Origin of the sequence: Citrobacter sp. SX206 (genome assembly GCF_024181025.1) — a bacterium.
GTDB lineage: Bacteria > Pseudomonadota > Gammaproteobacteria > Enterobacterales > Enterobacteriaceae > Citrobacter > Citrobacter youngae.
The window spans coordinates 754,425-775,126 of record NZ_CP049738.1 but is presented as its reverse complement, the minus strand read 5'-3'; the positions used below and the strand labels follow the sequence as shown (position 1 = coordinate 775,126).

The window sequence follows — 20,702 nt, the reverse complement described above, 5'->3', positions numbered from 1 at the left end:
GAGGAAGGAGACGGCCATGAAACGGATGAGCGCCGAACAGGCGGCAGAAATTATCCAGCACGATGATATGGTGGCGTTCAGCGGCTTTACCCCCGCGGGTTCGCCAAAAGCGTTGCCCACCGCAATTGCCCAACGCGCCTGCGAACAGCATCAGAACGGACAGCCTTTTCAGGTCCGCCTGCTGACCGGAGCATCAATTGGCGCCGCCGCTGATGATGCACTATCCGCGGCGGATGCCGTTTCCTGGCGTGCACCTTATCAAACGTCATCGGGCCTGCGCGAGAAAATTAATCAGGGCCAGGTGAGGTTTGTCGATCTCCATTTGAGCGAAGTGGCGCAAATGGTTAATTACGGCTTTTTTGGCGAGATCGACGTTGCCGTCATTGAAGCCTCAGCCATCGCGCCGGATGGCCGGATTTGGCTGTCCAGCGGTATCGGTAATGCCCCCACCTGGCTGCTGCGGGCGAAAAAAGTGATCATTGAATTGAATCATTACCATAATCCGCGTGTGGCGGAGTTTGCCGACATCGTGATACCCGGTGCGCCGCCGCGGCGTAACAGCGTACCCATTTTTCATACCATGGATCGCGTAGGCAGTCAGTGCGTACAGATAGACCCCAAAAAGGTGGTTGCGGTGGTGGATACCGAACTGCCCGATGCCGGAAATGCATCGGATAAAACCAATCCGGTCAGCCAACAAATTGCCGATAACGTGGTCACCTTTCTGCTGGCAGAAATGGCGCACAAACGCATTCCAGCTGAGTTTCTGCCCTTACAAAGCGGCGTGGGTAATATCAACAACGCGGTAATGGCGCGACTGGGCGAGAACCCGGATATCCCGCCCTTTATGATGTATTCGGAGGTGTTGCAGGAGTCGGTAGTGCATCTACTGGAAACGGGCAAGATAACCGGTGCCAGCGCTTCCAGTCTGACCATTTCAGCCCCGTCGCTACAGAAGATTTACGACAACATGGACTTCTTCGCCAGCCGGATTGTGTTGCGCCCGCAGGAGATTTCCAATAACCCGGAAATCATTCGTCGGCTGGGCGTCATTGCGCTCAACGTTGGTCTGGAGTTTGATATCTACGGTCATGCCAATTCCACGCACGTTGCGGGGGTGAACCTGATGAATGGCATCGGCGGCAGCGGGGATTTCGAGCGCAACGCCTACCTGTCTATCTTTATGGCGCCGTCGATTGCCAAAGGCGGGAAAATCTCAACCATCGTACCGATGTGCAGCCATGTCGACCACAGCGAACATAGCGTTAAAGTGATCGTGACCGAACAAGGGATTGCCGATCTGCGTGGGCTATCTCCGATGCAGCGGGCGTACACGATTATCAATAACTGTGCGCATCCGCTTTACAGAGATTATTTGCACCGCTATCTGGAAAAAGCGCCCGGCGGGCATATCCATCACGATCTCAGCCATGCGTTCGATCTGCATCGCAACCTTCTCGAAACAGGCTCGATGCTAGGTTAACTTGCACTACCGTCACGATCTTCAGCAATATGCTGGAGCATGGTGGCGGTATAGCGATGATTTTTCAGCGAATAGAGAAACTCCTGCATATACATTGGACTGCCGGGCGCGTCGAAATATTTCAGCGTCGACGGGTTCACCAGCCGCCAGGCGAAGTGCGGGATCACCGTCAAAAACTGCCCGCGCTCCACCGCGCTAATCTTGGCCATAAAGCTGTACGGACGATAGATTATCGTCGGGTTGATCCCGCAGGGTCGCATGTAGGCATCCAGCATCGCCTCAAAGTTGGCGCGATTCTGGAAGCGCATTTGCAGCCAGGGCAGCTCGCGCAGCAGATCCTGCGGCTGTTTTTCTTCATAGCGCCGGGAAACGAGAAACCCCAGGCGCAGCGGAGGCAGTTCGCTGATCGCCAGATTTTCCAGCTCCTGCACGCGGGGGGAAACGTGCTGTGGCGAGATAATAAAATCCAGTTTGCGATCGAACAGGTTATCAATCACCCCATTCTCACTGAATTCAACGGCCTGAGCCGTCACGCCGTGGTACTTATCACCCAGGCTAATCAACTGGTCAAAAATAATCGTTGGGTAGGTATTGTCGATGCCGATGACGATTTCCCGCGAGCGGCGAGAGGCGTTATGGATTTCGTTATCAATGGCAGAGAGGCGCTGATAAACGGGAAATAGCTTCTGATACAGCTCTTGTCCTGCTTTATTCAGGCTGATGTTGTTATCTTTGCGGGTAAACAGCGTATAGCCGATTTGATCTTCCAGTGCGGCAATGCTTTTACCGAAGGGCGATGCGGTCATATGTATTTTTTCTGCCGCTCTGGCGATGTTATTGGTTTGCGCCAGCAGAATGAAATTACGCATCTTTTTCGAGATAAAAATATCCATAGCGTCCCCTTAAAAATCGCTATGGCCTATCCTCATTACGGCGAAAAAAAAGACCGGATGTGAAGTCTCATTTTTACAGTTGCTCACAGAAAAAACCCGGCTGGAAAGCCGGGTCTGCAACAATTACTGAGTTTTGGCAGGCGTTGCGGCGGGCTGCCCTGCCGTCGGCTCAATCTGGAAAACGACATCAACCTGATCGTCAAACTGAATAACCGGCTGTTCGTAGGTTTCCTGAGCAGAGGTCGCAGGTGCGGCATCTGCTTTCATCATCCGAACCATCGGGCTCGGCTGATAATTGGAAACGTGGTAGCGCACGCTGTATACGGGACCCAGTTTGCTGTTAAAGCCCGCGGCCAGCTGTTCAGCCTGATGAATGGCATCATCAATTGCCGCTTTACGCGCTTTATCTTTGTAAGCATCCGGTTGGGCTACGCCCAGTGATACCGAACGGATCTCATTCAGACCCGCCTTCAGCGCGCCATCGAGCAGCGCGTTGAGTTTGTCCAGCTGACGCAGCGTGACTTCAACGGTGCGCACCGCACGATACCCTTTGAGGATACTTTTACCATTCTGGTAGTCGTAGTCCGGCTGGGTACGCAGGTTTGCAGCGTTAATATCTTTCTTCGCTATCTGGTTCTGTTCAAGGAAGGACAGATATTGCGCCACGCGCTCATCGGCCTGCTTCTTCGCTGAAGCCGCATCCTTGGCAGCAACGTTCACTTCAATTGCCAGCGTGGCGATGTCTGGTGTCGCATCCACGCTTGCTGTTCCGGAAGTCACGATGTGCGGTCCATTTGGCAACTCATTTGCCTGTACCGATAGTGCGCTGAATCCGACTAATGCCGCCAGGGCCATTATTTTGAACTTCACGGTCGTTCCTCCATGTTTCATTAATTACCCCGAAACTCAGGGCACATGCAGGCAAGCTTAGCCGATCTCGCTGCGTTGTCCATCAGACAACACTTAGTTGAACAACGCATGAACGTGCGCAACACCTTCTTTTGCCAGTTGAAAAGCGATAAACCACATCACTAATCCTACCAGCGTATTGATGATGCGCTGCGCTTTAGCAGTACGCAGACGCGGAGCCAGCCAGGCCGCCAGCAATGCCAGACCAAAAAACCACAGGAACGAAGCGCTGACGGTTCCCAGCGCAAACCAGCGCTTAGGCTCAACGTCCAGTTGGCCCCCCAGACTCCCCAGCACCACAAAGGTATCCAGATAAACATGTGGGTTTAGCCAGGTTACCGCCAGCATGGTGGCGATGATTTTCCAACGCCCCTGCTTCATTACCTCGGCGCTGGCCAGTTCCAGATTACTGCTCATCGCCGTTTTTAACGCGCCAAAACCGTACCAGAGCAGAAACGCCACTCCGCCCCAGGTGACCAGCGCCATCAACCACGGCGACTGCATCAGCAAAGCGCTACCGCCAAAGATACCGGCGCAGATCAGCACTAAATCGCTGATAGCACAGAGTAAAGCAATCATGATGTGATACTGGCGGCGAATGCCCTGGTTCATCACGAAGGCATTTTGTGGACCAAGCGGAAGTATCATGGCCGCACCAAGTGCAAGCCCTTGAAAATAATACGATAGCACGTTAATCATCCCGAACTGTTTCTCTTAGGAGCAGACTATAGCGCGGGAAAATCATTAGCGGAAATTGATAATTTTAATCGCAGATTAGGGAAATTAATGGAAAGATAGTTTTATCGGCCCGGAAAGCAAAAGCGCCTCCGGGCGCGTAATTACTCTGCCGTACTCTCTTTCACACGCTTGAAGTTCACATCCATCTGCGGATACGGGAAGCTGATACCATTGGCATCGAACTCGCGCTTAATGCGTTCCAGCACATCCCAGTAGACGCTTTGCAGATCGCTGCTGTTGCTCCAGACGCGTACGACGAAATTAATTGAGGAAGCCCCCAGCTCATTCAGGCGCACCGTCATTTCACGGTCTTTAAGAATGCGATCTTCCGACTGAATGATATCAGTGAGGATTTTTTTCACCTGATCGATATCGGAGTCATAAGCCACGCCGATAATAAATTCGTTACGACGAACCGGCTCGCGAGAGAAGTTAATGATGTTCCCGGCAATAATTTTACCGTTTGGGATCACAACAATCTTACCGTCAACGGTGCGCATAGTGGTGGAGAAAATCTGCACATTGAGCACGGTTCCGGCCACGCCGCCGAGATCGACATACTCACCCGCACGGAACGGACGGAACATTACCAGCAGGACACCTGCGGCGAGGTTAGACAGGGAGCCTTGCAGCGCCAGACCGACGGCTAAACCTGCGGCACCGAGAACGGCGATCACGGAGGCAGTTTGCACCCCAACGCGGCCCAGCGCGGCAATCAGCGTGAACGCGATAATACCGTAACGCACCAGTGCAGAGAGGAAGTCGGCAACGGTGGCATCAATTTTACGCGCCAGCATCAGGCGGTTAACGGTATTTGATACAATGCGCGCCACGATCATACCGATAATGACAATCGCGATGGCCGCAACGATGTTGACGGCATAGCTCAACAGCAGTTCCTGGTTACGCACCAGCCAGGTGCCCGCACCGTTTATGCTGTCGACAACATTCAAATCTTCCATTCACTATTCCTTTTTTGCTTACCCAAACGGGAGAAATAAAGCCGCCCTGACGGGACTGGCAACCTGACAAGGGTAAACAATAAACCCGGATTTTGCCAAACAGATCACAGAATTCTCTGCCAGCAGTACATTGACATAGCAATAAAAAAGGCCCGCATTTGCGGGCCTCATGTCACATGGAACGGCGTAAATTACAGAACGTCAACCGCGTTCAGTTCTTTGAAAGCCTGTTCCAGACGGGTGATCATGGTTGCCTGACCAGCACGCAGCCATACGCGCGGATCGTAGTATTTCTTGTTCGGCTGATCTTCGCCTTTCGGGTTGCCCAACTGGCCCTGCAGGTAAGCTTCGTTTGCTTTGTAGTAGTTCAGAACGCCTTCCCAGGTAGCCCATTGGGTATCGGTGTCGATGTTCATTTTCACTACGCCGTAGCTTACGGAGTCTTTGATTTCCTGAGCAGTAGAACCGGAACCGCCGTGGAAGACGAAGTTCAGGCTGTTGTGCGGCAGGTTATGTTTCTTAGAAACATAATCCTGAGAGTCGCGCAGGATGGTCGGGGTCAGAACGACGTTACCCGGCTTGTAAACGCCGTGTACGTTACCGAAGGAAGCTGCGATGGTGAAACGCGGGCTGATTTTGCTCAGCTCGGTGTACGCGTAATCAACGTCTTCCGGCTGGGTGTACAGTGCAGAAGCGTCCATGTGGCTGTTGTCCACGCCGTCTTCTTCGCCACCGGTGCAACCCAGTTCGATTTCCAGAGTCATGCCCATTTTGGACATGCGCGCCAGATATTTGGAGCAGATTTCGATGTTCTCTTCCAGAGACTCTTCAGACAGGTCTATCATGTGAGAAGAGAACAGCGGTTTGCCGGTTGCTGCGAAGTGTTTTTCACCCGCGTCCAGCAGACCGTCGATCCACGGCAGCAGTTTCTTCGCGCAGTGGTCAGTGTGCAGGATAACCGGAACACCGTAGTGTTCAGCCATCTGGTGAACGTGATGTGCACCAGAGATAGCACCCAGGATTGCAGCGCCCTGAGGAACGTCGGACTTCACGCCTTTACCCGCGATGAAAGAAGCACCACCGTTGGAGAACTGTACAATTACCGGCGCTTTAACTTTTGCAGCAGTTTCCAGAACGGCGTTGATGGAGTCGGTACCCACGCAGTTAACAGCTGGCAGAGCAAAGTTGTTTTCTTTAGCTACCTGGAAAACTTTCTGTACGTCATCACCAGTGATTACGCCTGGTTTTACGAAATCAAAAATTTTAGACATATTACGAGTCCTGTATCTTCGGCCGTTGTACACATCATCCTTCAAGCCGCCTCATCGTTGGCTGCCCTCGCTCGCCCCAGTCACTTACGTAAGTAAGCTCCCGGGAACTCACTCTGTTGCCGCCTTGATGCAACTCGAATGATTTTGTGTAAAGAATTGAAGCGTGCTCTAAAGCGCGCTGAAATAAGGGCAGGTTTCCCTGCCCATTAAAGTCTTACTTTTTAGCACGCTCTTCGAGCATGGCTACTGCTGGCAGGACTTTGCCTTCCACGAATTCGAGGAACGCGCCGCCGCCAGTAGAGATGTAGGAGATTTTGTCAGCAATGCCGAACAGGTCGATTGCTGCCAGGGTGTCACCGCCGCCTGCGATAGAGAATGCTTCGCTGTCTGCAATGGCATTAGCAACGATTTCAGTACCTTTGCGGAAGTTCGGGAATTCGAACACGCCAACCGGGCCGTTCCACAGAATGGTTTTCGCATTCTTCAGGATGTCAGCCAGCTGCTGTGCAGAAGCGTCGCCGATATCCAGGATCTGCTCGTCTTCTTTTACATCGCTAACGGATTTCAGGGTTGCCGGTGCGGTTTCAGAGAATTCAGTTGCAACGCGAACGTCGGTTGGGACCGGGATGTCGCAAGTGGTCAGCAGACGCTTAGCTTCGTCAACGAGATCTGCTTCGTACAGGGATTTACCCACGTTGTGGCCTTGAGCAGCAACGAAGGTGTTCGCGATACCACCGCCAACGATCAGCTGGTCAGCGATTTTTGACAGAGAATCAAGAACGGTCAGTTTGGTAGAAACTTTAGAACCACCAACGATAGCAACCATCGGACGAGCAGGTTCTTTCAGTGCTTTACCCAGTGCATCCAGCTCGGCAGCCAGCAGCGGACCTGCACAAGCGACATCGGCGAATTTACCGATACCGTGAGTAGACGCCTGCGCACGGTGAGCAGTACCGAAAGCATCCATTACGAATACGTCGCACAGAGCAGCATATTTTTTGGACAGCGCTTCGTCGTCTTTCTTCTCGCCTTTGTTAAAGCGAACGTTTTCCAGAACAACCAGTTCACCGGCAGCGACTTCAACGCCGTCCAGGTAATCTTTTACCAGGCGAACCGGAGCAGACAGTTTATCTTTCAGATAGTTAACAACCGGCAGCAGAGAGAATTCTTCGTTGTACTCGCCTTCGGTAGGACGACCCAGGTGGGAAGTTACCATCACTTTAGCACCCTGTTTCAGGGCCAGTTCGATGGTTGGCAGGGAAGCACGGATACGCGCATCGCTGGTTACTTTCCCTTCTTTAACTGGTACGTTCAGGTCCGCACGGATAAAAACGCGTTTACCAGCCAGATCCAGATCGGTCATCTTAATTACAGACATGGTGAATCCTCTCGTTGATTCATAAAGTTTTGTCGACGCTCAAGCGTCGAGCCTGAAACCAATAGCAGCCATCGCTAACGTCGTGTCGAGCATACGGTTAGCAAAGCCCCATTCATTATCACACCAGACCAGCGTTTTGATCAGGTGAGCGCCACTCACGCGCGTTTGCGTGCCATCAACGATGGCGCTGTGCGGGTCGTGGTTAAAATCTACTGAGACCAACGGTAATTCCGTATAGTCAACTATACCATGAAATGCACCTTGTGCTGCTTTTTGCAGCAACTGGTTGACTTCACTGGCTTTTACTGGTTTTTTCACCGTCACACTTAAGTCGATCGCCGTCACATTTATGGTCGGTACACGCACCGCTATCGCTTCAAAACGATCGTTAAACTGCGGGAAAATTCGCGTGATGCCCGCCGCCAGTTTGGTATCAACCGGAATGATCGACTGGCTGGCCGCTCGCGTGCGACGCAGGTCAGGATGATAAGCATCAATAACCTGCTGATCGTGCATCGCGGAGTGGATCGTGGTGACGGTACCAGACTCAATGCCGTAAGCATCATCCAGCAATTTGATGACGGGTATTATGCAATTCGTGGTGCAGGAGGCATTGGAAACGATCCGGTGCTCAGCGCGCAGCTGATCCTGATTAACGCCAAACACAACGGTTGCGTCGATGTCGTGACTACCAGGATGTGAAAAGAGCACTTTCTTTGCGCCGGCGGCAATATGCGCCTCGCCATGTTCGCGATTGCCGAAAACCCCCGTACAATCCAGCACAACGTCGACACCCAGTTCGCGCCACGGAAGCGCATCGAGCGTTCGCTCATGCAGAATACGGATCGCGTCATCGCCAACGATGAGCTGGTCTCGTTCCTGACGAACATCCCAGGCAAAACGCCCATGGCTGGTGTCATATTTCAACAAATGCGCCATGCCTGCAGCATCCGCCAGTTCGTTGATTGCCACCACGGTGATTTCCGCCCGACGCCCGGATTCATATAAAGCACGAACCACGTTGCGTCCGATGCGACCGAAACCATTAATCGCTACGCGTACGGTCATAGGTCTCCTGCAAGGATTTCTCAGAAACGATGTGGCAGACAGAGTAATGCAGCAAATCGCTCAGGGAAACCTTACCTGTCGCAAACTGCGACTAATTGGTTAATTGTCGAACATTTAATCGACTGAAACGCTTCAGCTAGAATAAGCGAAACGCGGAATAAAAGGAATGATTGTCCAGCAACAGAACACAGTTATCTGACTTACGTCACATTTTAACGTCCTTCAACGCGACTTTTATTCCATATTCCAGAATTACGAATAACCGTAGCAAGATTATTTCGTTGCCATGTCACAAATCCTGATTTATATCAGAAAGCTCCCTAACCCGCGTCTATATTATCAGCGCAACGTCCGAGTCTCGGAGTCCCTCAACTATGGCAACATTCTATCCCCAACCCTCTGAAGCTCGCTTTCATGCGCTGCGTTTATTACCGGGCCAGGAAGTCTTTTCAGCGCTACACGCTTTTATCCAGCAACATCAGCTACAGGCAGCCTGGATAGCGGGTTGCACCGGCAGTTTGACCAACATTGCTCTGCGCTTCGCCGGACGTGAAGAAACCACATTACTTACGGGTACGTGGGAAATTATCTCTCTGAACGGCACACTAGAACTTACCGGCGAGCATCTCCATCTGGCGGTTGCTGACCCACACGGCACGATGCTGGGTGGACACATGATGCCGGGCTGTACCGTGCGAACCACGCTGGAACTGGTGATTGGCGAGTTGACGTCTCTGGCATTCAGCCGTCAGCCCTGCGCCGTTTCCGGTTATGACGAACTGGTTATTTCATCCCGCTAACGCTTCACTTATACGAGGTCTTTTATGGCGCGTCGCCAATTTTCCAGCCAGTCTCTGGTTCTTATTGTCATTGCTATCGCCATCAACATGGTCGGCGGGCAGCTTATCAGCATGTTGAAATTACCTATTTTTCTCGACTCGATTGGCACGTTGATCAGCGCGGTGCTGTTAGGCCCGGTTGTGGGGATGCTAACCGGATTACTCACTAACCTGTTGTGGGGGTTACTGACCGATCCGATCGCCGCCGCCTTTGCGCCCGTCGCCATGGTTATTGGACTGGTCGCCGGTTGGCTGGCACGGGCAGGATGGTTTCGCACCTTACCCAAAGTCGTGGTCAGCGGCGTAATTATCACGCTTGCCGTGACCCTCGTTGCCGTGCCGATTCGCACGACTCTGTTCGGCGGTGTCACCGGCAGCGGTGCGGATCTTTTTGTCGCCTGGATGCACTCGGTCGGTCAGAACCTGGTGGAGTCCGTCGCCATTACCGTCATCGGAGCGAATCTGGTCGATAAAATCCTTACGGCAATCATCGTCTGGGTGCTGCTGCGACAACTTCCGCTGCGCACCACGCGCCATTTCCCTACGATGTCTGCCGTGCGTTAAATGCATCCGTTTACGTCGTTAACTCTGTGGGCGCTTGCCGCCTGCTCCACGCTCCTGCTGCCAGCCGGAGTGCCGCTCAGCTTGTACAGCGCCGCGACGTTTGTCGGTTTGCTATGTATGAAGGCTACGCGGTCGCGGGCGAAATACGTACTCTGGCTGATGATCCCCTTAGGACTGGGGCTATGGCTGGTACACGGCGGATGGCTTACCGAGTGGATTAGCGGGCAGCCGCGCGCACCAGAACGCTGGGCCGATGCCGTTACGCTCTGGCTGCGGATCCTGGCCATTGTGTCGACATCGCAGATGTGGATGCAGTACGTGCCGGTTGCGCGTTTTATGCGCGCCCTGTTTGCTTCACGCCTGCCGCCAGGCGTTGCCTATCTGTTTGCAGGCCCGCTGCTGGTGGTTGAACAGCTCAAACGCCAGTTGGCGATTATTCACGAGGCTCAGCGCGCACGCGGCGTACCGCTGGATGAATCCTGGTACCAACGTTTACGCGCTATGCCGGCATTAATTGTGCCGCTCACCCATAACGCGCTCAATGACCTGGCCGTTCGCGGTGCAGCACTCGATATGCGCGGATTTCGCCTGCATCGCACTCGCACCACGCTGTGGGCGCCACCAGACAGCACCTTACAACGTCTGGCCCGCTACGGTATGGTGGTTCTAATGGCGGTTGAGACAGGAGTCTGGATATGGTTACGTTAGAGCAGTTTCGCTATATTCCGACGCACGCTATGCGGCCATCCGCCTGTTACGATTTCCATTACGCCAGGCCTGGTATGGTGGCTATTTTTGGTGAGAACGGCAGCGGGAAAAGTACGCTGGCACAGCTGATGGCTGGCTGGTACCCCGACTTCCTTCCGGGAGAAATTGAGGGCACAGGCACGCTACTGGGTAATCCCATCGGGAAACTGTCGCTGGTCGAGCAGTCGAGTACCATCCAGCTTGTGCAGCAGTCACCTTACCTGCAGCTTTCAGGTTGTACTTTCAGCGTGGAGGAAGAAGTGGCGTTTGGCCCGGAAAATCTCTGCCTTACCGAGACTGAAATTATGCAGCGCATAGATGCCGCCCTTACGCTGACGGAATGTCAGCCTCTGCGCCATCGTCATCCCGGCACCCTTTCCGGCGGGGAAACCCAGCGGGTGGTGATTGCCAGCGCACTCGCCATGCAGCCGAAAATATTGATTCTGGATGAAGCGTTCAGTCGCCTGACGGCGCAAGCCACGGCAATGCTGCTGGCTCGACTGCAGCAGTGGGCACAGGAACAGCATGCTTTGGTGATACTTTTCGAACGCAACCCTTCACCTTTTCTCAGCTACTGCCAGCAGGCATGGCAGCTGCGCGACGGAGCATTGTCATCACTATGCTAACGCTAAACCAGGTCAGCTATCGCTGGCCGAACGCCGCCGATGACTGTTTACGCAATATTTCGCTGGAACTCCAGGAGGGGGAATGGCTGGCGCTAACGGGCGATAATGGCGCAGGAAAATCCACGCTTTTGCGCATCATGGCCGGGCTACTGACGCCCTCATCCGGCACAATAACCGTTCAAAATCGTGCGATTGCGCAACTGAAAAACCGGGAGCGCGCCAGGGTGCTCGGCGTACTGTTTCAGGAGGCGGAGAATCAAATCTTTCACAGCAAGGTTGCAGAGGAAGTGGCCTTCGGATTACGGCTACAGAAGCTTCCGGCGACTGAAATTGCGCAACGCACGATGGCGGCGCTGCGATTATGTCAGTTAGAGGATGTCGCCGACGCGCACCCGCTCGATCTGCATACTGCACAACGACGTATGGTTGCCGTCGCCAGTCTGGAAGCCCTCGAACCCGCTATTCTACTGCTGGATGAGCCCAGCCGGGATTTTGATGCGCACTGGCTTGGCGTCTTCGAAAACTGGCTCGCAGTGTGTCGTACGCGTGGCGCCAGCGTTGTGGCGATCAGTCATGACGCAGCATTTACGCAGCGCCATTTTTCGCGCGTAGTACGTCTTGAAGCAGGTCAGCTACGCACGTAACTACCCTGATAAGCAAAAAAACGGGCCGCCTGAGCGACCCGTTTTCACCTGTAATCGAAATTACAGCAGTTCTTTTGCTTTCGCGACCACGTTGTCTACGGTGAAGCCGAATTCTTCAAACAGCAGTTCTGCCGGTGCAGACTCACCAAAGGTAGTCATACCGACGATAGCGCCGTTCAGGCCCACGTATTTGAACCAGTAGTCAGCAATGCCAGCTTCGATAGCGACGCGAGCAGAGACGGCTTTCGGCAGTACGGATTCACGGTAAGCCGCATCCTGCTTGTCGAATGCATCGGTAGACGGCATGGAAACCACGCGCGCTTTCACGCCTTCAGCGGTCAGTTTGTCCCAGGCAGCCACGGCAAGTTCAACTTCAGAACCGGTGGCGATGAAGATCAGTTCCGGCTGACCCGCGCAATCTTTCAGCACGTAGCCACCGCGAGCGATGTTCGCCAGCTGCTCTGCGGTACGTTCCTGCTGTGCCAGGTTCTGACGGGAGAGGATCAGCGCGGTCGGGCCGTCCTGACGCTCAACACCGTATTTCCATGCTACTGCGGATTCAACCTGGTCACACGGACGCCATGTGCTCATGTTCGGGGTCACACGCAGAGAAGCAACCTGCTCTACCGGCTGGTGAGTCGGGCCATCTTCACCCAGACCGATGGAGTCGTGAGTATAGACCATCACCTGACGCTGTTTCATCAGCGCAGCCATACGCACCGCGTTACGGGCATATTCCACGAACATCAGGAAGGTGGAGGTGTACGGCAGGAAACCACCGTGCAGGGAAATACCGTTGGCGATAGCGGTCATACCGAATTCACGTACACCGTAATGGATGTAGTTACCGGCAGTATCTTCGTTGATGGCCTTAGAACCAGACCACAGAGTCAGGTTAGACGGTGCCAGGTCAGCGGAGCCGCCGAGGAATTCAGGAAGCCAAGGACCGAAGGCTTCAATTGCGTTCTGAGACGCTTTACGGCTGGCGATTTTCGCCGGATTAGCCTGCAGCTTAGCAATGAACTCATTGGCTTTCGCGTCGAAGTCAGACGGCATTTCACCTTTCATACGACGGGTGAATTCAGCAGCTTCCTGCGGGAAAGCTTTGGCATAAGCAGCGAACTTCTCGTTCCAGGCGGCTTCTTTTGCCTGGCCGGCTTCTTTCGCATCCCACTGCGCGTAGATTTCAGACGGGATTTCGAACGGCGCGTATTTCCAGCCCAGCTGTTCGCGGGTCAGTGCGATTTCTGCATCGCCCAGCGGCGCACCGTGAGAGTCGTGGGTACCGGCTTTGTTCGGAGAACCGAAACCGATGATGGTTTTGCACATCAGCAGGGACGGTTTGTCGGTCACTGCACGGGCTTCTTCTACTGCGCGCTTAATTGCGTCAGCATCGTGACCATCTACACCACGAATCACGTGCCAGCCGTAAGCTTCGAAACGCTTCGCGGTGTCATCGGTGAACCAGCCTTCAACGTGGCCATCGATAGAGATGCCGTTGTCATCATAGAACGCAACCAGTTTACCCAGTTTCAGCGTACCGGCCAGAGAACATACCTCGTGAGAGATACCTTCCATCATGCAGCCGTCGCCCATGAAAGCATAGGTGAAGTGGTCAACGATGTCGTGACCAGGACGGTTAAACTGCGCCGCCAGCGTTTTTTCAGCGATAGCCATACCCACTGCATTCGCAATGCCCTGACCCAAAGGACCGGTCGTGGTTTCAACACCCGCGGTGTAACCCACTTCCGGGTGACCCGGCGTTTTGGAGTGCAGCTGACGGAAGTTCTGCAGCTCGGACATCGGCAGATCATAGCCGGTGAGGTGCAGCAGGCTGTAAATCAGCATTGAACCGTGGCCGTTAGACAGCACGAAGCGGTCACGGTCAGCCCAGGACGGGTTAGTCGGGTTGTGGTTCAGGAAATCACGCCACAGGACTTCGGCAATGTCAGCCATACCCATCGGGGCACCCGGGTGACCGGATTTGGCTTTCTGTACTGCGTCCATGCTCAGCGCACGAATAGCATTGGCAAGCTCTTTACGTGAGGACATTTTGACTCCAGATCGGATAATGAAGGCCACGCCCTAAACGACTTGACGACAGCGCGTTTTGGGCTACGCCGGAAAAAAGTGCCAACAATGTAACCCAAGCCGCGTGTCATGTACATGGAGCATCCTTTTGCCGCTTCAGAAATCTCTGGATCATGCGCGCAAGTTGCGCAATCTTCTCGCCCGCTTATTGTTCTTTTCTTTATACTTAGGCCGAGCGTCGGTTCACCTGTAAACGACGCATTTTTTAGAATAATCCTGACCTTGTGCGGAAGAGAAAAAATGAAAATTCGCGCTTTACTGCTTGCTACGAGCATGGCGGCGGCATTGACCGGCTGCCAGAACATGGACTCAAACGGACTGCTTTCCTCAGGCGCAGAGGCTTTCCAGGCCTACAGTCTGAGCGATGCGCAGGTAAAAGCGCTGAGCGATCAGGCCTGTAAGGATATGGACAGCAAAGCTACCATCGCCCCGGCTGGCAGCGAGTATGCAACGCGTCTTGGCAAAATCGCCGCCGCGCTTGGCGATAACATTAACGGCCAGCCGGTGAACTACAAAGTGTATATGGCGAAAGATGTGAATGCCTTTGCCATGGCGAACGGCTGTATCCGCGTATACAGCGGCCTGATGGATATGATGACCGACAACGAAGTCGAAGCGGTGATCGGCCACGAAATGGGTCACGTTGCGCTGGGTCACGTGAAAAAAGGGATGCAGGTTGCGCTGGGTACGAACGCCGTGCGCGCAGCTGCGGCTTCCGCTGGCGGTATTGTCGGCAGCTTGTCGCAGTCGCAATTGGGCGATCTTGGCGAGAAACTGGTGAACTCGCAGTTCTCCCAGCGTCAGGAATCCGAAGCGGATGATTACTCGTATGATCTGTTGCGCAAACGAGGGATCAATCCGGCAGGCTTAGCCACCAGTTTTGAGAAACTGGCAAAACTGGAAGCAGGACGTCAAAGCTCAATGTTTGACGATCACCCGGCATCCGCAGAACGTGCGCAACATATTCGCGATCGCATGAGCGCAGACGGGATCAAATAATCTTCGAACAGTGCCGGATGGCGGCGTGAACGCCTTATCCGGCCTACAGAATGACAAATTTAGTCCAGCGATCGGGCGTTATTGGCGAAGTCAGTTTGAGACCGGACAGCGCACAGCCACCGGAGCGTACACGTAGTACGTGAGGATGGCGAGCACTGCCCGGGTTCAAAATGGCGAGTAAAATAGCCCGAAACCGTTACTCGCCTTTTTTCGCCGCCTGGATATAGAGCATTTCTAATGCCAGCGTTGCCGCCGCCAGTGCGGTGATCTCTGACTGATCGTAGGCCGGAGCCACTTCAACAACATCCATCCCGACGATGTTCAGATCTTTCAGACCACGTACCAGTTTTATCGCGCGATCGGACGTCAGGCCGCCGATCACTGGCGTACCGGTTCCCGGTGCAAACGCCGGATCCAGACAGTCGATATCAAAAGTCAGGTATACCGGCATATCACCGACAATCTGCTTAACCTGAGCGATGATGTCATCAACGCTGCGGTCGTTAACCTGGCACGCATCCAGCACGGTAAAGCCGTTGTCTTTGTCGAACTCGGTACGAATACCGATCTGCACAGAGTGATTCGGATCGATCAGACCTTCGTTCGGCGCAGTGTAGAACATGGTGCCGTGGTCGAATTCGCAGCCGTTCGCGTAGGTGTCGGTGTGGGCGTCAAAGTGCACCAGCGCCATTTTACCAAAGTGTTTAGCGTGCGCGCGCAGCAGCGGCAGCGTGACGAAGTGGTCGCCGCCAAAGGAGAGCATGCGCTTACCGGCAGACAGCAGCTTCTCAGCATGCGCCTGCAGTTTTTCACTCATTTCACGCGCATCCCCGAACGCATAAACCAGATCGCCGCAGTCCACCACGTTCAGGCGCTCGCGCATATCGAAGTTCCACGGGAAGCGGTTGTGCTCCCAGGCCAGGTTGGTGGAAACCTGACGGATCGCCGCCGGGCCATGGCGGCCGCCCGCGCGACCTGACGTTGCCATATCAAACGGTACGCCGGTGATCACCCAATCGGCGTCGCTGTCGTAAGGCATGAAGTTCATCGGCAGACGCAAAAAACCAAAGGCGTTAGAAACCAGGGAGTTGTCGTATTGATGACCTAAGGTGCTCATGTACTGACCTCTTTTAAAATCGGTGAAAAAAAATCCCCTCCGCGTCGTTAAGCCCGACGAGGAAGGGATTGATTTACGTGACTACTTGTATGGGCGAATTATCGCCGTTAATTTGCCCAGGTTCAAGCGAACCCGAGCAGCCTTACTCGTCTTCGAGATAAGTGTATCCGTACAGACCCGCTTCGAACTCTTCGAGGAATTGCTGTTGCAGCTCAGCATCCAGATCGGTTTTTTTCACCTGGTCACGGAACTGCGTCAGCAGGGTGTTCGGATCCAACTGCACGTACTGCAGCATATCCGCCACGGTATCCCCTTCGTCGGACAGCTCAACTTCCACGCTACCGTCGGGGAAGACGAACACGTCAACCGCTTCGGTATCACCAAACAGGTTGTGCATGTTGCCGAGGATCTCCTGGTACGCACCCACCATAAAGAAGCCCAGCATCGGCGGATTCTCAGGGTCGTATTCCGGCATCGGCATGGTGGTCGCAATGCCATCACCGTCAACGTAGTGGTCGATAGCACCGTCGGAGTCACAGGTAATATCCAATAGCACCGCACGACGCTCTGGCACCTGATTCAGTCCTTCGAGCGGCAGTACCGGGAACAGCTGATCGATCCCCCATGCATCCGGCATCGACTGGAACAGGGAGAAGTTGACGTAGATCTTATCCGCCATACGCTCCTGCAGTTCGTCGATAATCGGACGGTGCGCGCGGTTGCTCGGGTCGAGCTGTTTCTGCACGTCATGGCACATGTTCAGATACAACTGCTCTGCCCACGCACGCTCCTGCAGGCTGAAGGTGCCTGAAGAGTAACCCACGTGAATATCATGCAGATCCATCTGGCTGTCGTGCAGCCATTCGCGCAGCGAACGACGGGTTCCCGGCTCGTGCATCTCTTGCCAGGTTTCCCACATGCTTTGCAGGGCACGCGGTGCATCTTCAGCCGGCGGTGTGGCTTCGGTATGTTCACTACGCTCAACGCCGATAATGTTAGACACCAGCACAGTATGATGCGCGGTAACCGCACGACCAGACTCGGTGATGACCGTCGGATGCGGCAGACCATGCTCTTCACAGGCATCGCCAATCGCCCAAATGATATTGTTGGCGTATTCGTTCAGGCCGTAGTTTACGGAGCAGTCAGACTGCGAACGGGTACCTTCGTAGTCCACGCCCAGACCACCGCCGACGTCGAAGCACTGGATATTCACGCCCAGCTTGTGCAGCTCAACGTAGAAACGCGCTGATTCACGTACGCCGGTGGCGATATCACGAATGTTCGCCATCTGCGAACCGAGGTGGAAGTGCAGCAACTGAATGCTGTCCAGACGACCGCGCTCGCGCAGTATTTCCACCAGTTGCAGCACCTGGTTTGCCGCCAGGCCGAACTTGGATTTTTCGCCGCCGGAAGACTGCCATTTACCGGACCCCTGCGACGCCAGACGCGCACGCACGCCCAGACGCGGAACCACATTCAGACGTTCAGCTTCATCCAGCACGATAGCGATTTCAGACATCTTCTCGATGACCAGATAGACCTTATGGCCCATCTTCTCGCCAATCAACGCCAGACGGATGTATTCACGGTCTTTATAGCCGTTACACACGATCACGCTACGGGTCATTCCGGCATGGGCCAAAACGGCCATCAGTTCAGCTTTGGAACCGGCTTCCAGCCCCAGCGGTTCGCCGGAGTGGATCAGCGATTCAATCACGCGACGATGCTGGTTGACCTTGATCGGGTAAACGAGGAAATAGTCGCCGTTGTAACCGTAAGATTCACGGGCGCGTTTAAACGCGGCGTTAATCGAACGCAGTCGGTGTTGCAGGATCTGCGGGAAGCAGAATAATGCAGGCAGACGCTGGCCCTGCGCTTCACGGGCTTTCACCAACTCAGCAAGGTCAACGCGCGCTTCTGGTACGTCCGGATCCGGGCACACGCTGATGTGGCCCAGCTCATTGACGTCATAGTAGTTATTACCCCACCAGGCAATATTGTAAGTACGCAGCATCTTGCTGGCTTCCTCGGAACTCATTGCAACCTCCTGCATGGAGCGTAGTACACCGTGTTCGCCTGCTGACGAAGGCGAACCCAAAGAAATGTCGTCAGACATAGCGAACCTCAATTTTATTAACAAGTGTAAAACAGTTGACTACTATCGCAATCCATAGACGCGATAACAACCCAAATACAGGCAGAATTTCCAGCAGATAGTGCTGACGCTCCGACTGTGCGACCGGTTTCTTTTTCATATCAATGTAAACACGTAACCGAACTTAATGCTGACGGTTCGGCGAAACCACGAGAAAACTCTTGTTTACCAAGAGCGCCCTTGTTCAGTTCTTAGTGACCGTTACCGGCTCTTGAGTCCTGAGAAGCGCCGAGATGGGTATAACATCGGCAGGTATGCAAGATGCAGATTGCGGGGGACATATGTACACCAGAACGGTGCGACAGATTCAGCAGAATACAACGGTTCATTATCTCGTATCACCTCCACGGTTGCTCCTGACGGAACGAACCCACAAGCCAAAGCTAAAGTGTTAACCCGGCTGGAAGTGGCAACACGATGAAAACGTCGTGTGCTTTTTGTATGAGCCGCGCGCCGCGTTTTATACCGACAACAGTACGAAAATGCAAAAGATAAATACGTACATTGCCAGCACCGTCAGGAAAAATTTCCAGTTACATTTTCAGTACAATGCGACCTCAATCAAAAAAAGCTGGAAATCAGGCGAAGAACTGTCCTAAAATAGCCGTCCAGATGTTAATCCATCTATACCGATTAACACTCAGACTGCCAGTGTCCGTCATCTGCAGACTCATGGTAGAATCTTCTACACATGGCTATTCCACTCGACAGTTTGAGCTAACTAAATATTCCTTAGGTGAAATTAAATATGGCAAAACACCTTTTTACGTCCGAGTCCGTATCAGAAGGGCATCCTGACAAAATCGCTGACCAAATCTCTGATGCCGTGCTGGATGCAATCCTCGAGCAGGATCCGAAAGCACGCGTAGCCTGCGAAACCTATGTCAAAACCGGTATGGTTTTAGTTGGCGGTGAGATCACTACCAGCGCCTGGGTAGATATCGAAGAGATCACGCGTAACACGGTTCGCGAAATTGGCTATGTGCATTCCGACATGGGCTTTGACGCCAACTCTTGCGCGGTTCTGAGCGCCATCGGTAAGCAGTCTCCGGATATCAACCAGGGTGTTGACCGCGCGGATCCGCTGGAACAAGGCGCTGGCGACCAGGGCCTGATGTTTGGTTATGCAACCAATGAAACCGACGTGCTGATGCCTGCGCCAATCACCTACGCGCATCGTCTGGTACAGCGTCAGGCTGAAGTACGCAAAAACGGTACTCTGCCGTGGCTGCGCCCGGATGCAAAAAGCCAGGTTACCTTCCAGTATGACGACGGCAAAATCGTCGGTATTGATGCCGTGGTTCTGTCGACTCAGCATGCTGAAGATATCGACCAGAAATCTCTGCAAGAAGCTGTCATGGAAGAGATCATCAAGCCGGTACTGCCGACTGAATGGCTGAGCGCTGCGACCAAATTCTTCATCAACCCGACGGGTCGTTTTGTGATCGGCGGTCCGATGGGCGACTGTGGCCTGACAGGTCGTAAAATCATCGTTGATACCTACGGCGGCATGGCGCGTCACGGCGGCGGTGCATTCTCTGGTAAGGATCCATCTAAAGTTGACCGTTCCGCAGCCTATGCAGCTCGTTACGTCGCGAAAAACATTGTTGCCGCTGGTCTGGCTGACCGTTGTGAGATTCAGGTTTCCTACGCCATCGGCGTGGCTGAACCGACCTCTATCATGGTTGAAACCTTTGGTACCGAAAAAGTACCTTCTGAGCAACTGACCCTGCTGGTGCGCGAGTTCTTCGACCTGCGTCCGTATGGCCTGATTCAGATGCTGGATCTGCTGCACCCGATCTACAAAGAAACCGCAGCTTACGGTCACTTTGGCCGCGAACATTTCCCATGGGAAAAAACCGACAAAGCCGCTCTGCTGCGTGAAGCTGCCGGTCTGAAGTAATTTACTGAAGACTGTCCGCTTAGTAAGACCAGCCTCGTGCTGGTCTTTTTTTATTCCCCAATTTTCCCCCCAACGCCTCGTCACCTGAACAATGCAGTGAAGCGGTCCTCTAACAACAATGAAAGCGATTACATAGCACCGATTTTATATCCACAACAAGTTAACATCTCTTTTCCGTCAAGCTTGCGTCACTGTTACATTATTTTTCAGGATCGTCTTAATTCCAGGCAATTAACCATATTTAATCGTATTATAAAATGTTAATTTTCAAATGGTTAATCGATAATCGTGATAAATGTCAGTGTAACCGAT

Annotated in this window: 20 protein-coding genes; 8 read left to right on the top strand and 12 right to left on the bottom strand. The window is 53.6% G+C overall.

Going from position 1 to position 20,702, the window contains the following annotated elements; all coding sequences use genetic code 11:
• The first annotated feature begins 16 nt into the window (after nt 1–16).
• Nucleotides 17–1,483, top strand: a complete 1,467-nt coding sequence (locus tag G8S19_RS03790) for an acetyl-CoA hydrolase/transferase family protein (RefSeq protein WP_253686104.1) — start codon at nt 17–19, stop codon at nt 1,481–1,483.
• Here G8S19_RS03790 and G8S19_RS03785 read toward each other — a convergent pair.
• The 7 genes from G8S19_RS03785 to epd form a co-directional block, all read right to left on the bottom strand.
• Nucleotides 1,480–2,376, bottom strand: coding sequence for a LysR family transcriptional regulator (locus tag G8S19_RS03785; protein ID WP_048213182.1), 897 nt, complete (start codon nt 2,374–2,376; stop codon nt 1,480–1,482). The genes G8S19_RS03790 and G8S19_RS03785 overlap by 4 nt on opposite strands.
• A gap of 123 nt (nt 2,377–2,499) precedes the next feature.
• On the bottom strand, nt 2,500–3,246 hold the full coding sequence (locus tag G8S19_RS03780; RefSeq protein WP_048213183.1) for an oxidative stress defense protein: 747 nt from the start codon (nt 3,244–3,246) through the stop codon (nt 2,500–2,502).
• Between the two features lie 93 nt (nt 3,247–3,339).
• On the bottom strand, nt 3,340–3,975 hold the full coding sequence (gene argO / locus G8S19_RS03775; protein WP_003027005.1) for an arginine exporter ArgO: 636 nt from the start codon (nt 3,973–3,975) through the stop codon (nt 3,340–3,342).
• 149 nt (nt 3,976–4,124) lie between these two features.
• On the bottom strand, nt 4,125–4,985 hold the full coding sequence (locus G8S19_RS03770; RefSeq protein ID WP_040232115.1) for a small-conductance mechanosensitive channel MscS: 861 nt from the start codon (nt 4,983–4,985) through the stop codon (nt 4,125–4,127).
• A gap of 191 nt (nt 4,986–5,176) precedes the next feature.
• A complete protein-coding gene (gene fbaA, locus G8S19_RS03765; RefSeq protein WP_003027029.1) occupies nt 5,177–6,256 on the bottom strand; it encodes a class II fructose-bisphosphate aldolase in 1,080 nt (359 codons plus the stop codon).
• Between the two features lie 214 nt (nt 6,257–6,470).
• On the bottom strand, nt 6,471–7,634 hold the full coding sequence (pgk, locus tag G8S19_RS03760; RefSeq protein WP_003027032.1) for a phosphoglycerate kinase: 1,164 nt from the start codon (nt 7,632–7,634) through the stop codon (nt 6,471–6,473).
• A gap of 39 nt (nt 7,635–7,673) precedes the next feature.
• Nucleotides 7,674–8,702: an erythrose-4-phosphate dehydrogenase gene (gene epd / locus G8S19_RS03755; protein ID WP_137378945.1), complete on the bottom strand. Its 1,029-nt coding sequence runs from the start codon at nt 8,700–8,702 to the stop codon at nt 7,674–7,676.
• Between the two features lie 374 nt (nt 8,703–9,076).
• Between epd and G8S19_RS03750 the strand changes: the two genes are divergently transcribed.
• Genes G8S19_RS03750 through G8S19_RS03730 form a run of 5 tightly spaced genes read left to right on the top strand, consistent with a single transcriptional unit; the run spans nt 9,077 to nt 12,122 of the window.
• Nucleotides 9,077–9,502 (top strand): PPC domain-containing DNA-binding protein, encoded by a 426-nt coding sequence (locus G8S19_RS03750; protein WP_032937414.1) that lies wholly within the window; start codon nt 9,077–9,079, stop codon nt 9,500–9,502.
• Between the two features lie 24 nt (nt 9,503–9,526).
• Complete coding sequence (locus G8S19_RS03745) at nt 9,527–10,105, top strand: ECF transporter S component (protein WP_003027040.1); 579 nt, start codon at nt 9,527–9,529, stop codon at nt 10,103–10,105.
• Nucleotides 10,106–10,813, top strand: a complete 708-nt coding sequence (locus G8S19_RS03740; RefSeq protein WP_121585032.1) for an energy-coupling factor transporter transmembrane component T — start codon at nt 10,106–10,108, stop codon at nt 10,811–10,813.
• Nucleotides 10,801–11,478: an ABC transporter ATP-binding protein gene (locus tag G8S19_RS03735; protein ID WP_061068539.1), complete on the top strand. Its 678-nt coding sequence runs from the start codon at nt 10,801–10,803 to the stop codon at nt 11,476–11,478. Before G8S19_RS03740 ends, G8S19_RS03735 begins: the two co-directional genes overlap by 13 nt.
• Nucleotides 11,472–12,122: an ABC transporter ATP-binding protein gene (locus tag G8S19_RS03730; protein WP_101742763.1), complete on the top strand. Its 651-nt coding sequence runs from the start codon at nt 11,472–11,474 to the stop codon at nt 12,120–12,122. The genes G8S19_RS03735 and G8S19_RS03730 overlap by 7 nt, the downstream gene beginning before the upstream one ends.
• Nucleotides 12,123–12,182: 60 nt before the next feature.
• Here G8S19_RS03730 and tkt read toward each other — a convergent pair whose 3' ends face one another.
• Nucleotides 12,183–14,174 (bottom strand): transketolase, encoded by a 1,992-nt coding sequence (gene tkt / locus G8S19_RS03725; protein WP_048213189.1) that lies wholly within the window; start codon nt 14,172–14,174, stop codon nt 12,183–12,185.
• A gap of 279 nt (nt 14,175–14,453) precedes the next feature.
• Between tkt and G8S19_RS03720 the strand changes: the two genes are divergently transcribed.
• Entirely contained in the window at nt 14,454–15,212 is a 759-nt protein-coding gene (locus tag G8S19_RS03720; RefSeq protein ID WP_003027053.1) for a M48 family metallopeptidase, read from the top strand.
• A 196-nt stretch (nt 15,213–15,408) separates the two neighbouring features.
• Here the strand turns inward: G8S19_RS03720 and speB are convergent, their stop codons facing one another.
• The 4 genes from speB to G8S19_RS22435 form a co-directional block, all read right to left on the bottom strand.
• Nucleotides 15,409–16,329 (bottom strand): agmatinase, encoded by a 921-nt coding sequence (gene speB / locus G8S19_RS03715; protein ID WP_003027056.1) that lies wholly within the window; start codon nt 16,327–16,329, stop codon nt 15,409–15,411.
• Between the two features lie 142 nt (nt 16,330–16,471).
• Nucleotides 16,472–18,448 (bottom strand): biosynthetic arginine decarboxylase, encoded by a 1,977-nt coding sequence (gene speA / locus G8S19_RS03710; protein WP_071887384.1) that lies wholly within the window; start codon nt 18,446–18,448, stop codon nt 16,472–16,474.
• Nucleotides 18,441–18,587 carry an acid stress response protein YqgB gene (gene yqgB / locus G8S19_RS03705; RefSeq protein ID WP_005123310.1) on the bottom strand — a complete coding sequence of 49 codons (147 nt, stop codon included), beginning with the start codon at nt 18,585–18,587 and terminating at the stop codon, nt 18,441–18,443. The genes speA and yqgB overlap by 8 nt, the downstream gene beginning before the upstream one ends.
• 91 nt (nt 18,588–18,678) lie before the next feature.
• The gene (locus G8S19_RS22435) at nt 18,679–18,816 is read right to left on the bottom strand and encodes a hypothetical protein (RefSeq protein ID WP_269149342.1); all 138 of its coding nucleotides are present in this window, start codon (nt 18,814–18,816) and stop codon (nt 18,679–18,681) included.
• A 419-nt stretch (nt 18,817–19,235) separates the two neighbouring features.
• Between G8S19_RS22435 and metK the strand changes: the two genes are divergently transcribed.
• Nucleotides 19,236–20,390, top strand: a complete 1,155-nt coding sequence (gene metK, locus G8S19_RS03700; protein WP_115601494.1) for a methionine adenosyltransferase — start codon at nt 19,236–19,238, stop codon at nt 20,388–20,390.
• The last annotated feature ends 312 nt before the right edge of the window (nt 20,391–20,702 follow it).

Coding starts and splice junctions, on each gene's coding strand:
- G8S19_RS03790 (WP_253686104.1), top strand. CDS start 17: ATGAAACGGATGAGCGCCGAACAGGCGGCAGAAATTATCCAGCACGAT.
- G8S19_RS03785 (WP_048213182.1), bottom strand. CDS start 2,376: ATGGATATTTTTATCTCGAAAAAGATGCGTAATTTCATTCTGCTGGCG.
- G8S19_RS03770 (WP_040232115.1), bottom strand. CDS start 4,985: ATGGAAGATTTGAATGTTGTCGACAGCATAAACGGTGCGGGCACCTGG.
- fbaA (WP_003027029.1), bottom strand. CDS start 6,256: ATGTCTAAAATTTTTGATTTCGTAAAACCAGGCGTAATCACTGGTGAT.
- pgk (WP_003027032.1), bottom strand. CDS start 7,634: ATGTCTGTAATTAAGATGACCGATCTGGATCTGGCTGGTAAACGCGTT.
- epd (WP_137378945.1), bottom strand. CDS start 8,702: ATGACCGTACGCGTAGCGATTAATGGTTTCGGTCGCATCGGACGCAAC.
- G8S19_RS03750 (WP_032937414.1), top strand. CDS start 9,077: ATGGCAACATTCTATCCCCAACCCTCTGAAGCTCGCTTTCATGCGCTG.
- G8S19_RS03745 (WP_003027040.1), top strand. CDS start 9,527: ATGGCGCGTCGCCAATTTTCCAGCCAGTCTCTGGTTCTTATTGTCATT.
- G8S19_RS03740 (WP_121585032.1), top strand. CDS start 10,106: ATGCATCCGTTTACGTCGTTAACTCTGTGGGCGCTTGCCGCCTGCTCC.
- G8S19_RS03735 (WP_061068539.1), top strand. CDS start 10,801: ATGGTTACGTTAGAGCAGTTTCGCTATATTCCGACGCACGCTATGCGG.
- G8S19_RS03730 (WP_101742763.1), top strand. CDS start 11,472: ATGCTAACGCTAAACCAGGTCAGCTATCGCTGGCCGAACGCCGCCGAT.
- tkt (WP_048213189.1), bottom strand. CDS start 14,174: ATGTCCTCACGTAAAGAGCTTGCCAATGCTATTCGTGCGCTGAGCATG.
- G8S19_RS03720 (WP_003027053.1), top strand. CDS start 14,454: ATGAAAATTCGCGCTTTACTGCTTGCTACGAGCATGGCGGCGGCATTG.
- speB (WP_003027056.1), bottom strand. CDS start 16,329: ATGAGCACCTTAGGTCATCAATACGACAACTCCCTGGTTTCTAACGCC.
- speA (WP_071887384.1), bottom strand. CDS start 18,448: ATGTCTGACGACATTTCTTTGGGTTCGCCTTCGTCAGCAGGCGAACAC.
- yqgB (WP_005123310.1), bottom strand. CDS start 18,587: ATGAAAAAGAAACCGGTCGCACAGTCGGAGCGTCAGCACTATCTGCTG.
- G8S19_RS22435 (WP_269149342.1), bottom strand. CDS start 18,816: ATGAACCGTTGTATTCTGCTGAATCTGTCGCACCGTTCTGGTGTACAT.
- metK (WP_115601494.1), top strand. CDS start 19,236: ATGGCAAAACACCTTTTTACGTCCGAGTCCGTATCAGAAGGGCATCCT.